The sequence below is a fragment of the Caballeronia sp. EK genome (genome assembly GCF_014384845.1).
GTDB classification, from domain to species: domain Bacteria; phylum Pseudomonadota; class Gammaproteobacteria; order Burkholderiales; family Burkholderiaceae; genus Caballeronia; species Caballeronia jiangsuensis.
Map to the genome: position 1 here is coordinate 238,473 of NZ_JACSUE010000001.1, position 14,539 is coordinate 253,011.

The window sequence follows — 14,539 nt, forward strand, 5'->3', positions numbered from 1 at the left end:
GATGCACCGAAACGGCGTGTCGCCGCGACATGAAGCCCACGGAGGTTCACGACGATGAGCAACGTCGCCGCCCCGGAGACCACCATCAACGTTTCGGCGTTGATCGAGCGCCAGAAGCTCAGCGGCTTCGCGCTCTTCCTGATCATGTGGTGCTTCCTGATCGTGTTGATCGACGGTTACGATCAGGTCGCGGCCGCCTTCGCCGCGCCTGCGCTGATGCACGCCTGGCACACGAATGCGGCCGGCTTCGGACGCGTGTTCGGCGTGGGACTGTTCGCCGTGCTCGTCGGGTCGCTCTTGCTCGGCTTCAGCGGCGACCGCTTCGGACGCCGCCTCACGATCATCTACGGCTCGCTCTGGTTCGGCATTCTGACCTTCATGTGCGGCTATGCGGACTCGCTCGGGCAACTCACGCTGCTGCGCTTTCTCGCGGGCATCGGCATGGGCGGGGTCGTGCCGAACACGGTCGCGCTCGTTTCCGAGTACGCCCCGAAAGCGCGCCGCGCGACATGGATCACGCTGATGTTTTCCGGCTTCTCGATAGGCGCGGGCGGTGGCGGAGCGGTCGCCTCGTGGCTGCTGCCGCGCTTCGGCTGGCCCGTCCTGTTCACGCTGGGCGGCGTCGCGGCGATCGTTGTGGCGCTGGCGTCGTTCGCGCTGTTGCCCGAATCGATCCGCTTTCTCATCATGAACGGGCGCGACGTTCGCAGGATTCGACGCATCGCGGCGCGTCTCGGCGCAACGGCCGAGGGCGAAGGCGTGCGCTATGTCGTGGATGATGAAACCCGCGTGCGCGTGCGGCCAGCCGCGCTGTTCCAAGATGGCCTCGCCAAGGTGACGCCATTGCTTTGGGCGATCTTCATCCTCAATTCGCTCGCGCTGCACTTCCTGCAGAACTGGCTGCCGATCCTGTTCAGCATGAGCACGCTCGCGCCCGCCCGCGCGGCTCAGGCGGCGATGATGTTTCCGGCCGGCGGCACCGTCGGCGCCCTTGCGCTGAGCCGCTGCGTGGATCGCTATGGCGTGCGCGTGATTCTGCTGCTTGCGCTGGCCGGTTGTCCCATCGCCGCATTGCTCGGCATGCAGATGCCGACGGCGTGGCTCTTCGCGGCCGTGTTCGCGAGCGGCGTGTGCGTGATCGGCAGCCAGTTCGCGCTCTATGCGGTGTCGGGCATGGTGTATCCGACCACGCTGCGCTCGACCGGCGTCGGCACGGCGATCGGTATCGGCAAGCTTGGTTCGGTCGCGGGATCGATGCTCGGCGGCGTGCTGCTGTCGATGCATCTGCCGGTCGCGCAACTGTTCTTCAATCTCGCCGCGGTGTTCGTGCTGATCGTGTTGCTATCGGCGTGGCTCGGCGGCGTGCGGCGATACGAGCGACGTATCGCAACGGAGCCATGCTGAACACGGGCATCGTCGCGTCGGGAAATGTCTTTGATTCGGGCGTCGTACGTGGCGCCCGTTTCTTCGTTGACGATCTCGCGTGATCGAATAATTTGTCTAGACAAGACTCGACGATTCATAGAATTCGCAAGAATAGAACCGGCCGCGCACGCTCCGCGCGGCCGTCGAGCATCGTATCCAGATACGCTTCGTCTCCATCCCGAACCGCTACCCGACGCGATAAAACCGGCCTAGGTGTTTGCCCGCATGGCTGTCACATCTTCTTGATGGAAAAGTCGAGCGGGTTTAGATTGCAAATCTTGTATATACAAGCGTGCGATTTGCCTAAGGCGCGCATTCGCTGGCGCGTCGCGGCATGCACCGAGCCCAAGGTCCCAAATCACTGGAGCGCAAATGTCTTCCGCCGAATATCTGCAAGGTGCGTGTGTGTGGAATGGCGTCGAAATGCGGGAGAATCAGCGATGGATCAAACAGATTCCTTCTGCCGTGCTCGACGAGATCGACGCGGCTGTCACCCGAACGGCCGATATCGGCTGGCGTGACATCACGCGCGAGAACTTCCCGCTGCCGGGCGCCGCTGCGTTCTTCGACGACGTGCGCGCCGAACTGGAAAACGGCTCCGGGATGGTCAAGATCCGTGGCCTCGATGTCAGCCGCTACGACGCGGAACAACTGCGCCGCATCTGGTACGCACTGGGTCGGCATCTCGGCACGCCGATGTTCCAGAACCGCCGCGGCGAACTGATGCGCGAGATCAGGGACGAAGGCGCGGGCGTCGGTGCGAAGCTCTATGGCTCGACGGTGGACGCATCGGGGAAGGAGTTTCTTTCGTCGGGTGCGCGGACACTGTCGCCGGGCGAGTTGCGTTTCCATACGGACCGTTGCGATGTCGTCGGCTTGCTGTGTGTGCGGCAGGCGTCGGAGGGCGGCGTGAGCAAGCTCGCGAGCAGCGCGACGATCTACAACGAAATGCTCAGACGCCGCCCGGACCTGCACGCGCTGCTTTGCAGGCCCATTCCGCGAAGCCGCTTCGGCGAGGAAGCGGGCGGCGAACACGTCGCCTACGATCTGCCGGTGTTCGGCGTACGCGACGGCAAGCTGACGAGCCATTTTTCGCTGACGTACATCGAGAACGCGCAACTGCTTCCCGGCGTGCGCAAACTGACCGATGCCGAGCACGAAGCGATTCGCCTGCTGCTCCAGCTTGCGCAGGAGCACTGCTTCGAGATGCGTTTCGCCCCCGGCGATATCCAGCTTCTCAACAACCACGTCATCTATCACGGACGCACCGCGTTCAAGGACGACGTGAGCACCGGCCAGGACAGGATGCTGATGCGTCTCTGGCTTTCGGTGCCCAACTCGCGCGCGCTGCCTGAAGATCATGCGATCCTCTGGGGCGATGTGTCGGGCGGCATGCCTCATGGCGGCATCGCGCAACCGGCGACGCCGTGCATGAACTGAGCGTGTTGCCGGTAGAAGTCGTGCTTCATTCCACCAAGAGGAGACTAACGTGATGCAAAGCAGTATGCCTCGCGCAACAACAGGTGCACTCCGGCTTCAACGAGCGATCGTTTCCATCGCGATGAGCGCGTTCGCTGTCGCGGCGAGCGCCGCGACGGACTATGGGAATTGCGAAGTCAAGGGCGACAAGGGCTCCGTCAAACTGACGACCGTCACGCCCGGCGCGCTTTCGGTGCGCCCCGTGCTCGGCGTGCCCGGCTGGTGGAACGGCGACTCGCTGGAGACCATCAAGGATGGCTTCGAGTACTGCATGGCCGCCAACATGGCTTATCGTGCGGGCCTCGATCGCGTCGTCCTGGTGAGCCGATCGTTTCAGCAGGTCCTCACGGGACAATCGCAGGGATTCGATATCGCGTTGAGCGAGATCACCATCACCGACGCGCGCAAGAAGGTGGTCAACTTCACCGAGCCTTACTTCAGCTCCGATCAGGGCGTGCTCGTGAAGGCAGGCACCAAGGTCGACAAGAGCAACCTGAGCAGCCTCCGTTATGCCGTCGAGCGCGGCACGACGGCCTACGATTACATCATGGAGAAGATCAAGCCCGCGGAGCAGCCCAAGGTGTTCAACGATCCTCCGTCGATGTACACGGCGCTGGCAGCCGGACAGGTGGACGCCGTGATCTACGACACGCCGAACGTGCTGTTGCGCGCGAAGAACTCGAATGGCGCACTGCAGGTGGTCGGACGCTTCGATACGGGCGAGAAGTGGGGCGGCGTGGTCAACAAGGATTCGCCGAATCTCGCGGCCTTCAACCAGCTGATCGAAGGTCTCAAGAAGGACGGCACGCTCGAACGGCTGAGCGCCAAGTATCTGACGCCGGAGCTCGGCACCGATCCGACCAAAGTGCCCGTGCTGAACCCCTGAGCGAGCCTGAACCATGAGCAACGCAACGCGACACACGAGCGAGGTGGGACAGGCACAGGCTCCGGTGACGAACGGCCGCCGCCTGAAGACGGGCGGCATGCCGTGCGTGCCGACGTCCCTGCTGAGCACGTCGATCGTGACGGTCGTGGCCGTCGTCCTGGCTAGCTGGTACACGATTGCCGTGATGCGAAGCTCGCTGCTGGCCGCGCAGCTCGACAGCGCGGCGGTCAACGCGCTCGCTGTCGTGCTGGCGTTGCTCTCCCTCGCGATCGTCGTGCCGCTCGTCAGGGCGCTGCGATTCGGCAATGCCATCCGCGATGCCGCCGCGCGCCGCGATCTGGCGAAGGCGCGCGGGGCCCGCTCGGCCACGAGGGATCAGTGCTTCATCGCGCTGGGTTATGCGCTGGCGCAACTGGTTCTGGTCATCGTGCTGCAGTTCTTCCTGATCAATCATCAGGCGGTCGCCAAGACGTTCTTCGCGGTGCCGTTGATGATCAAGACGTTTCCGCTGGTGCTCGCCGCCTTCTGGATGAACGTCAAGATCGCCGTCATCACGGAGATACTCGTCCTGATCTGGGGCTTGATAGTGGCCCTCGCGATGTTCGCGCCGGGCGCGGCGGGCAAGCCGGTGCGTCTCATCGCGACGGCGTATGTCGATATCTTCCGCGCCGTGCCCGCGGTGCTCGTGATCTATCTGGTCGGCTTCGGCATTCCGCTGACCGGCATCCCCGTTCTCAAGGACCTTTCGCTGACGATCTTCGTCATCGTCGCGCTGACGTTGACGGTGGGCGCGTACGTCGCGGAAATTTACCGCGCCGGGATTCTGAGCATCCACTGGAGTCAGAGCGCGGCCGCGCGCTCGCTCGGCCTGTCGCACTTTCAGACCCTGCGATTCGTGATCGTTCCGCAAGGCGTGCGGCAGATCATTCCGCCGCTGCTCAATTCGTTCATCTCCCTGCAGAAAGATACCGCGCTGGTGTCGGTGGTCGGCGTGATCGATTCGTTCAATCAATCCATGCTGATCGCGTCGAACTACTACAACCTGTCCGCGGTCAGCACCGTGGCGCTGCTGTTCATCGTGATATCGATTCCGCAGACGCGCTTCGTCGAGCGGATGATGCGACGCGACCGGGCGCGCATGCGTGCCGGCGAAGCCTGAGGAGACGAGCCCATGTCGTTCATCGACATCCGTGACATATCGAAGTCGTATGGCAAGGTGCCCGTCATCCAGCGTCTCGCGATGACGGTCGAGGAGCACGAGGTCGTGTGCCTGATCGGGCCGTCCGGCTCGGGCAAATCGACGCTGCTGCGTTGTATCAACGGTCTGGAACTGATCGACGACGGCGAGATTCTGGTCCACGGCGACCCGATCACCGGCCCCGGCGTGGACGTGGACGCATTGCGCCGGGACATCGGCATCGTGTTTCAGGGCTATAACCTGTTCCCGCATATGAGCGTGCTGGAGAACGTGACGCTCGCGCCGATCCGCGTGCTCAGGCAATCCAGGGCCGAGGCCGAAGAGCGCGCGATGGCGCTGCTCGGGCGCGTGGGTCTCGCGCACAAGGCGAAGGAATATCCCGACCGGCTCTCGGGCGGGCAGCAGCAGCGCGTGGCGATCGTCCGCGCGCTGGCGATGGACCCGATGGTGCTGCTGCTCGACGAAATCACTTCCGCACTGGACCCCGAACTCGTCTCGGAAGTGCTCAACATCGTGCGCGATCTCGCGAGCGAAGGCATGACGATGCTGCTTGCCACGCACGAAATGGGCTTCGCGCGGGAAGTATCGTCGAAGGTCTGTTTTTTGTGCGACGGCGCGGTGTATGAAGAGGGGCCACCGGAGCAGATCTTCGGCGACCCCGTGCGCGACAGAACCCGCGCGTTTCTCAGAAGCATTCGGGAAGCGAAGCGCATCTAGGCGACGGCTTCCCGGCGATCACATCAACGCGGCGTCAATGCTTCTGCTGCGGCTTCATCGGCCTTCGCATCGCGCGAGGGCGTCGCGGGGCCGGGATCGTTCGGTTCCCGTGCGCTCGTATCGTACAGGCGGTCGGGAATGAAGAACGCGCAGACGCCGCTCAGGAAGAACACCGCGCCGACCATCAGAAAGCTCACGCCGAACGTAAATTGCGTGGCGACATAGCCGATCACGACCGGCGCCGCGCCGGAGCAGAAGCGTCCCACGTTATACGAACCGCCGACAGCCGTGCCGCGAATGCGCGTGGCGAAGCTCTCGGACATGAACGCGCCCATCGTTCCCAATGGCACGCCGTAGAGAAAGCCGAAGAACAGCATCAACCAGACGATGTTCTCGCGCGTGTGAAGAAACACGATGACCGGCAGAAACAAGGCCGCGCCGATGCAGCCGAGCACATACACGCCGCGCCGGCTCCACAGGTCGCCGACCCAGCCCGCGACGATCTTGCCCACGAACGCGACGACGTACGTGCCGATCATATAGCCCGCCATCGAGCCGAAGCGCACGTGCAGTTCCTTCTCCAGATAGGTCGGCAACCAGTTGTTCAGCCCGTAAAAACCCGACAGCGCAAACACGGATGCGAGCGCCCACAGGATGAATATCTTGCGTGCCTCGCGATCCGAGAAGATCAGGTAATAGCGGTTCTCGCGCCACGGGCGGCGCACGCGCGGCGCGCCTTGCCGCATCGCCACGCTGGCGCGCCAGCCGGGCGGCTCGGGCACGAACCAGTGAATCGCCAGCGCCAGCACGACGGGAATCGTCGCGACGTAGAAAAGCATGCGCCAGCCGTAGAGCGGCAGAATCCAGTTGGCGAGCGAGATCACGACGATATAGCCCGCCGATACACCCGTCTGCAACATGCCGAGAATCAGCGAGCGCCGTTCGGTCGGAACATATTCGGCGACGAGCGTGCTCACGAGGACCATGCAGCCGATCCCGAGCGAGCTGATGAAGCGCACGAGCGCGAATTGCGCGAAGGTGTGCGTGAGTCCGAGCAGGCCTGCGCCGAGCGAGAAGAGCGCGAGCGCCCACACGACGACGCGCACGCGCCCGAGCGTATCGCTTGCCCAGCCGCCGAGGATGCCGCCCACCGCCATCCCGACGAGCGTGAGGCTGCCCAGCGCGCCCGCCTCGACATTGGTGAGGCCGAATTCGCTTTTGATGCGGGTGAGCGTGAGGCCGTACATCATCACGTCGGCGCCATCGACGAGCAGCGCGAGATAGCCGAGCGCGAACACCATCAGCCAGCGCCCGGTTTCAGGAGAAGCGCGATTCATGAGCGCGGTTCCTCGTCGGCGAAGAGCGGCATGCGGGCGACCAGCGCGGGCGCGAGAAACGAGCCGAGCAGCACGCCCGTGTCTTCGTGCTCGCGCTTGTACCAGTGCTCGACGTGCGTGAGATTCATCGTGCCGATGCATTCGCCGTCATAGGCGATCGGGATGTTGAGGATCGAGCCGAGGCCCATGTTCGCCATCGTCATGTGATCGTCGAACGCGCGGCGGATGTCGTGCGCGGTCTCGCCGCGAAACGGCCGCAAATCGTGGAGGATTTGCGTCGCCCAAGCGGTGCCGCGCTTCTTCTTGCGGCCCCCGGTCGGATAGACCTCGGGCATGTTGGTGAAGACGCGCTCCACTTCGTGATTGCGCGCATCGTAGGCCATGATGGTGAAGAGCCGGAAGCCGATGGTCTCGGCGGCGACCGCCGCGACAGCGTCGAAGAGCGTCGCGGGCTGGGCTCGCTCGCGCATCGCGTGTGCGAGCCGTTGCAGGTCGTTCAGTTGCAACGGGCGCGTGGTGTGTGCTTCGGTGTCGCGCATGATGTCGTTATCGGTGTAGGCGCTCAGCCGCGCAGATGGGTGGAGGCGAGACGATCGCGCGCATCGTCCTCGATCGCGCCGTTGATCTCGATGTCTTCGAGCGAGCGATTGCGCGTCTCCATGCCGAGGAAGAACACGACGCACGCGCCCGCGAGCAGCACGGCGGTCGTCATCGCGAAGACGCCGAAGAAGCCGAACGACGGATACACGATGCCGACGAGAATCGGCGCGCTCACCGAGCCGATGCGCCCGAACGAGGACGACGATCCGGTGCCTGTGGTGCGCACGGCGGTCGGGAAAATTTCCGGCGTGTAGGCATAGACGCCCGCGAACGCGCCATTCATGAAGAACGACAGGCAGATGCCCGCGGCCATGATCTGCACGCCGGTATGCGACAGCGACAGCATGATCGCCGCGATGCCGCCGAGCGTCATGTACGACGCCACCACGCCCTTGCGGCCGATCTTCTCGTTGAGCCACGCCGCCGAGAAATAGCCCGGAATCTGCGCGCCGTAGATGGCAATGGAGAAGCCGAAGCTCTTCGTGATCGTGAGCCCTTCCTTGACGAGCAGGCTCGGGATCCACGAGAAGAACGAGTAGTACGCGAAGGCCACGGCGAACCACATCAGCCAGCTGACGGCGGTCGTACCCGCGAGGCGCTTCGACCACAGCGTCTTCACGTTTTGCCAGGCGCTGCCGCTGCTCTTTGCGGTGGACGGAATCGCGCCCACGGCGGACAGCGGCGCGAGCGCGATGCCGCGTTGCGCATACCATGCCTCGATATCGTCGACGATGCTGCCGGCCTCGGCGACGCGGCCCTGGCTTTCCATCCAGCGCGGCGATTCGGGCAGCGTGCGCCGCCACCACAGCAGCATGACGACGGGCAGGGCGGTGATGACCGCGAGATAGCGCCAGCCGTCCGGGAAATTGCGCACGACGGTATAGCCGAGAATCGACGAGCTCAGATAGCCGAACGACATGAAGCCGACCAATGCGCCGCAGAACATGCCGCGATAGCGGCGCGGCACGAATTCGGCGAGAAACGGCGCGATCACGACGGTTTCGGCGCCCGAACCGAAGCCCGCGACGATGCGCAGCGCGAAGAACGTATGCCAGTCGTTGGCGGTGGCGCTCGCGAGCGACGCGACGCAATAGATCGCGAGCGCGCTCATCATGATGCGGCGCCGGCCGATGATGTCCGCGAGCACGCCCGACAGGAACGCGCCGAAGAAATAGCCGATATACGTGCTGCTCGCGACCAGCCCTGTCTGCGCGCTCGTCAGGTTCCATAGCTTGCTGACGACCGGAAGCAGGAACGCGAGCGACGACGAATCGAGGCCGTCGAACAGATAGCCCATTCCGCCGATGATCAGCAGCTTGCGATGAAAGCCGGATAGCGGCAGCCGTTCGAGGCGGGCGGCGACAGCGGACATGATCGATGTTCTCCGGTGGATGCTGCGTCAGCGCCCGATGGCGTAAGCCTGCATCTGGCGCGGCGTGGCGGCGCCGCGCATCAGGCCGTGGCGGATGCCCACGGCGCACACGCGCCCGAGCGACCAGGGTTCGGCGACCGTGAGTTCGTGGCCGCGCGCGCGCAGTTCGTCGAGCGTGGCTTGCGGAAACGCGCCTTCCGCCGACATCTTGCCGAGCTGAATGTCGCGCGGATAAAACGAGCCGGGGAAATGCGCGGTCTGGAACGAAGGCGAATCCACGGCGGCTTGCAGATTCAGGCCGAAGTGCACGTGCCGCAACAGCAGTTGCAGCGACCATTGATCCTGCTGATCGCCGCCCGGCGTGCCGAGCGCGGCATACGGCTTGCCGTCGCGGGTGACGAGCGTCGGCGAGAGCGTGGTGCGCGGACGGCGTCCCGGCCCGAGCGACGAGGGCAGTCCTTCTTCCATCCAGAACATCTGGCCGCGCGTGGTCACGTTGAAGCCCAGTCCGGGCACCGCGGGCGATGCCTGCAGCCAGCCGCCCGACGGCGTCGCCGACACCATGTTGCCCCAGCGATCGACGACATCGAGATGCACGGTGTCGCCGCGCAATTCGGGCAGCGGCGCGAACGTGGGCTCGCCCTGACCGAAGCCGCCCGGTTGCTGGCGGCCCGCGTTGGCCAGAATCTTTGCGGCGCGCGCCTCGCTGTCGAGCAGATTGCCCGGACGGAATTCGAACGATGCGCGGCGCGGATCGATTTGCCGGCGGCGTGCATCGTTATAGGCGTCGCTTAGAAGCGTGTCCATCGGCACGTCGGAGAAGTTCGGGTCGCCGTAGAAGACGTCGCGGTCCGCGAACGCGAGCTTCGCGCATTCGATGATCGTGTGAACGAAGTCCGGTCCCAGCGGGTCCATGCTCGCGAGATCGAAGCCCTTCAGCAAAGCCAGTTGCTGCAGGAACATCGGGCCCTGGCCCCACGGTCCCGTCTTGTGAACCATGAAGCCTTCGTATTCGTAGGAGACGGCGTCTTCGTAGGTCGCTTCCCAGCGCGCGAGATCGGATGCATCCAGCAGCCCGCGATTACGCTGGCCCGACGTATCGAGCACGTCGGTCGAGCGGAAGTACTGATCGATCGCATCCGCGACAAAGCCGCGATAGAACGCCAGGCGCGCGCGCTCGCACTGCTCCGCGCGGTCGCCGCGCGTGTTCGCTTCGCGCAGGATGCGCTTGTAGGTTTCCGCGATGGCCGGATTCGCGAACAGATGATTGGGTCGCGGCGCTTCGCCGTCGCGCAGCCATTGCTCGGCGGACGTGCGCCATTCGCGCTTGAAGAAATCCTGGATCGCGAGAATCGACGACGCCATGCGCGGCAGCACCGGATAGCCATGTTCCGCGTAGCCGATGGCATAGCTCAGCACGTCTTCCAGCGGCAACTGCCCGTAGTCGCGCAGCAAGGTCATCCAGCCGCCGAACGCGCCCGGCACGACGGCGGGCAAGAGGCCCGTGCCGGGCATCACGGTGAGGCCCAGCTCCTTCATGCGCTCGATGGTCATGGCGGCGGGCGTCACGCCCTGGCCGCACAACACGCGCACGCGGTCTTCCTTCGCGCTGTAGAACACGGCCGGCAACTCGCCGCCCGGCCCGTTCAGATGCGGCTCGACGATCTGTAACACGAAGCCGGCTGCCGCCGCCGCGTCGAACGCGTTGCCGCCTTTTTCGAGCACCGCCATCGCGGACGCGCTGGCCAGCCAGTGCGTCGACGCCACCATGCCGAAAGTGCCGATCAGTTCGGGTCTTGTCGTGAAGCTCATTACTGTCGTCCGTTGATTGAACCATTGTCGAATGGTTCGGTTTTTCAATACCGATGCGCGTATCGTAATGCGAAACATAAAGCGCTTCACGTAGCGTAAATCATCATAAAAAGTAAAGCAATCCGTGTGATTCAGCCGGCGATCTGCTACATTGAACCAATGCACATTGGTTCAAAAATAGATCATGGAAAAGCCCACGCTCGACAGACTGCTCGACTACGTCGCGCAACACAATCTGAAGGACGGCGACGCGCTGCCGTCGGAACGCAGTCTCGCCGAGGCGCTCGGCCTGAGCCGGCGCGAATTGCGCGGGGCGCTGGCATCGCTGGAAGCAGCGGGACGCGTGTGGCGCGGCGTCGGGCGCGGCACGTATCTGGGCACGCGTCCGCTTAAGTTTTCGGCGTCGCTAAGCAGTCTGCGCGCGGGGTCGAGCCCGGCGGATATCGCGGAAATGCGGCTGGTGCTCGAACCGGCGTTCGTCGAACTGGCGACGAGCAAGGCGAGCCCGGACGATCTCGCGGAACTGGAGAAATGCGCGCGGCGCAACGCCACGGCGAAGGACGATGACGAGTGGCAGCAGTGGGATCACCGCTTTCATTTGCTGATCGCACAGGCCACGCGCAATCCGGCGATCATCGCGCTGATGGAAGTGGTGAACGGCATGCGCATGAAGCCCACCGCACGCGAAAAAACCGCCGATCAGGACACGCGGCGGCATTTCGCGGAGCAGCATCAGGCTGTCGTGAAGGCGATGATCAAGCGCGACGGCGCGACGGCCGCCGCGCGCATGCGCGACCATCTACTGAATGTGCAATGGCGGATACCGTCGCAAAAAGGATGAGCGTGCCTGGCAGCCTCAGAACGCGTGCCGCACGGCCACGCGCGCGATGAACTGCTCCGCATTTGACGACACACCCTGCGCGCCCGGAATGTACGCCTGATCCAGAACCGAACCGGTCGATGCGCCGGCGATCTTCTGATACGCGCCTTGCACGTACACGTCGGTGCGTTTGGACAGGAAGTAATCCGCCATCAGACCGGCCGAATGGATACGCGGCTTCACGGTGCCGGCGGCCGAGTCGTAGGTTTCGATCGAATAGACATACTGCGCGCCGATGAAGAACGCCGGCGTGAACTGATACTTGCCGTTCACTTCGAAGTTCTGATAGCGGAGATTCTTGAGCGTGTTGCCCGCCGACGCGAGCGGCACGCCGATGTAGCCGTTCGTGACCGGATCGCGATAGCTGGAATTCGTGTATGCGAAGCCGACCGTGGCCTTGTCGAAGGTGTAGTTCACGCCCGCACCGAAAATCTGCATGCGTTGCGCGATGAAGCTCGCATCGTTCGCCGCGATCGCGCCATTGGCGTTGAGGCCCGTGCCGTCGGCGCGCAGATAGGCGGCGCCGAGCAGCAGGCCGGCGTTCGCATACGACGCGCCGAAGCTGTACTGGCGGTTGTTGGCGAAGTTCGTGTCGTTGCTGAAGCTGTACGTGCCGCCGAACCGGAAGCCGCCGAGCGCCGGGCTCGTGTACTTCACCGTGTTGTTCACGCGAAACGAGTTGTCCGTGTTGTCGTTGTCGAACGGATGCGCGAACAGGTAGCCCGCGAAATTGCCGTTGGCGGTGGTGGGCGCGAGATAGTCGACCACGGAATCGTATTGACGGCCGAGCTTGACCGAACCCAGGCGATCGTTCGCCAAGCCGACATAGGCCTGCCGTCCGAACATGCGGCCGCCTTGTCCGGCCGCACCATTGCTGATGTTGACGCCGCTCTCCAACTGGAACACGGCCTGCGTTCCGCCGCCCAGATCCTCGACGCCGCGCATGCCCCAGCGGCTGCCCGACGCATAGCCGCTGGTCAGTTCGTAGGCCCGGTTCGAGCCGACATTGCTGGTGAAATCGAATCCTTCGTCGAGGATGCCGTAGAGCGTGACGCTGCTTTGAGCATGCGCTGAAGTTGCGATGCAGGCGAATGCCGCCAACGAGATGGCTGTGATTCTCATGAAAGTCTCAAGTCTTTTAATTTTCGTCAAAAGTCCCGGCCATCAAGCGTCACCGGGACCGCGAGCGAGCGATTGTGCGACACGGAAGCGAGGGCTGCCAAAGGATTAAGTTGAAGGCCAAACGTGAGTTTTTCGAATGTTTCGCCCGCGAATTCTTCGCTTGTTGCTGCACTGCGAAGCGCGAAAGAATGGGCCGCAAATACTCACGGGACAGCGCTGCCAATGAAGCCAGAACGGAATTTTGTGAACGGGCGTTTCATCGCCCCTTTGAGCGATGACGTCGTCGCGATCCTGAATCCCGCGACCGAAGCGATCGCGGGTCACGTCCACAACGCGTCGCGCGATCAGGCGCTGCTGGCCGTCGAGCAGGCCGCCGCCGCGCAACGTCTGTGGCGCGCGCTGCCCGCCGTCGAACGCGGCGCGCACATGCAGCGTCTCGCGGATGAGATCACCAGCGCGTGCGCCGAAATCGGCGCCGCGCTCGCGATGGAATCCGGCAAGAGCGTCGCCGATGCGGGCAACGAAGCCGTCTACGCCGCGCAGATCACGCGCTATCACGCGGAATGGGCGCGCCGCATCGAAGGCGAAGTCATTCCGAGCGATACGCCTGACGAAAACCTCGTGCTGCATCGGGAGCCGATCGGCGTGGTCGCGTGCCTGATCCCGTTCAACTTTCCGATCTACACGCTGATGCGCAAGATCGCGCCGGCGCTGATCGCGGGTAACACCGTGGTCGTGCGGCCGAGCAACAACACGCCGCTGTCGGCCTTCGCACTCGCGCGTGCCGTCGAGCGCGCGGAGCTGCCCGCGGGCGTCGTCAACATCCTGGCGATGGATCACGCCACCGCCGAAGCCGTCTGCACACATCCTAAGGTCGGCATGATCACGCTGACGGGCAGCGTCAACGCGGGCCGCAAGGTGCTGGACTACTGCAAGGCGAATATCGCGAAACCGTCGCTCGAACTCGGCGGCAAGACGCCCGCCATCGTCGAGCCGGACGCCGATTTGCAGAAGGCGGCGCGCGAACTGGTCGCCTCGAAGCTCACGCATTGCGGGCAGCTCTGCACGGCGATCGAGCGCGTCTATGTGCACGAAAGCATTCACGACGCGTTCGTCGGCATGCTGCGCGACGAGATGCGGGCGAAGCGCATCGGCGATCGCAGCGAAGATGCGGGCTTCATGGGACCGCTCGTCAATGCGGCGTCGCGCGACGGCATCCACGCGATGGTGCGCCGCGCGATCGAAGCCGGCGCCCGGCTCGAAACCGGCGGCGAAGTGCCGGACCGCAAGGGCTTTTTCTATCCGCCGACGCTGCTGTCGAACTGCAGTCAGGACATGGAGATCGTGCAGGAAGAGACCTTCGGTCCGGTGCTCGCGGTGCTGAAATATTCGACGCTCGATGAAGCCATCGGGATGGCGAACGATCATCAGTTCGGGCTTTCTTCGGTGCTGTACACCGAGAACTACCGCAACGCGATGAAGGTCGCCAATTCGATCGAAGCGGGCGAGCTTTATATCAATCGCACGCCTGCCGATCCGTATCAGGGCTTTCACGCCGGATGGAAGCGCTCCGGCATCGGCGGCGACGACGGCAAGCACGGCATGCTGGAGTTCACGCAGACGCGTCTCGTCGTCATGAAGTACTGAGTTTCGCGGCCGGTTGTCAAAACGCAACCGGCCGTTTCGCAGCAACAAGTCCATCCATAAAAAC

General features: G+C 63.9%; 12 protein-coding genes. 7 read left to right on the forward strand and 5 right to left on the reverse strand.

Annotation, left to right across the window (positions count from 1 at the left end; all coding sequences use genetic code 11):
- Positions 1–54: 54 nt before the first annotated feature.
- From IAG25_RS01030 to IAG25_RS01050, 5 genes are all read left to right on the forward strand, one after another.
- Entirely contained in the window at positions 55–1,404 is a 1,350-nt protein-coding gene (locus tag IAG25_RS01030; RefSeq protein WP_187603111.1) for an MFS transporter, read from the forward strand.
- A 393-nt stretch (positions 1,405–1,797) separates the two neighbouring features.
- On the forward strand, positions 1,798–2,865 hold the full coding sequence (locus IAG25_RS01035) for a TauD/TfdA family dioxygenase (RefSeq protein ID WP_187603112.1): 1,068 nt from the start codon (positions 1,798–1,800) through the stop codon (positions 2,863–2,865).
- Positions 2,866–2,986: 121 nt separating this feature from the next.
- The gene (locus IAG25_RS01040; protein WP_238286930.1) at positions 2,987–3,790 is read left to right on the forward strand and encodes an ABC transporter substrate-binding protein; all 804 of its coding nucleotides are present in this window, start codon (positions 2,987–2,989) and stop codon (positions 3,788–3,790) included.
- Positions 3,791–3,803: 13 nt separating this feature from the next.
- A complete protein-coding gene (locus tag IAG25_RS01045) occupies positions 3,804–4,949 on the forward strand; it encodes an amino acid ABC transporter permease (protein WP_187603114.1) in 1,146 nt (381 codons plus the stop codon).
- Between the two features lie 12 nt (positions 4,950–4,961).
- Entirely contained in the window at positions 4,962–5,705 is a 744-nt protein-coding gene (locus IAG25_RS01050; protein WP_035499995.1) for an amino acid ABC transporter ATP-binding protein, read from the forward strand.
- A 23-nt stretch (positions 5,706–5,728) separates the two neighbouring features.
- Here IAG25_RS01050 and IAG25_RS01055 read toward each other — a convergent pair whose 3' ends face one another.
- Genes IAG25_RS01055 through IAG25_RS01070 form a run of 4 tightly spaced genes read right to left on the reverse strand, consistent with a single transcriptional unit; the run spans position 5,729 to position 10,826 of the window.
- Entirely contained in the window at positions 5,729–7,042 is a 1,314-nt protein-coding gene (locus IAG25_RS01055) for an MFS transporter (protein WP_187603115.1), read from the reverse strand.
- Entirely contained in the window at positions 7,039–7,581 is a 543-nt protein-coding gene (locus tag IAG25_RS01060) for a GAF domain-containing protein (RefSeq protein ID WP_035499998.1), read from the reverse strand. Before IAG25_RS01060 ends, IAG25_RS01055 begins: the two co-directional genes overlap by 4 nt.
- A 23-nt stretch (positions 7,582–7,604) precedes the next feature.
- The gene (locus IAG25_RS01065) at positions 7,605–9,014 is read right to left on the reverse strand and encodes an MFS transporter (protein ID WP_187603116.1); all 1,410 of its coding nucleotides are present in this window, start codon (positions 9,012–9,014) and stop codon (positions 7,605–7,607) included.
- A gap of 27 nt (positions 9,015–9,041) precedes the next feature.
- Complete coding sequence (locus IAG25_RS01070; RefSeq protein ID WP_187603117.1) at positions 9,042–10,826, reverse strand: gamma-glutamyltransferase family protein; 1,785 nt, start codon at positions 10,824–10,826, stop codon at positions 9,042–9,044.
- Between the two features lie 184 nt (positions 10,827–11,010).
- Between IAG25_RS01070 and IAG25_RS01075 the strand changes: the two genes are divergently transcribed.
- The gene (locus tag IAG25_RS01075) at positions 11,011–11,667 is read left to right on the forward strand and encodes a FadR/GntR family transcriptional regulator (protein ID WP_035500002.1); all 657 of its coding nucleotides are present in this window, start codon (positions 11,011–11,013) and stop codon (positions 11,665–11,667) included.
- 15 nt (positions 11,668–11,682) lie between these two features.
- On the opposite strand, the gene IAG25_RS01080 is transcribed toward IAG25_RS01075, so the two are convergent.
- Positions 11,683–12,828 (reverse strand): porin, encoded by a 1,146-nt coding sequence (locus IAG25_RS01080; protein WP_187603118.1) that lies wholly within the window; start codon positions 12,826–12,828, stop codon positions 11,683–11,685.
- A gap of 222 nt (positions 12,829–13,050) precedes the next feature.
- On the opposite strand from IAG25_RS01080, the gene aldA reads away from it, so the two are divergent.
- A complete protein-coding gene (gene aldA / locus IAG25_RS01085) occupies positions 13,051–14,475 on the forward strand; it encodes an aldehyde dehydrogenase (RefSeq protein WP_187603119.1) in 1,425 nt (474 codons plus the stop codon).
- Positions 14,476–14,539: the final 64 nt, after the last annotated feature.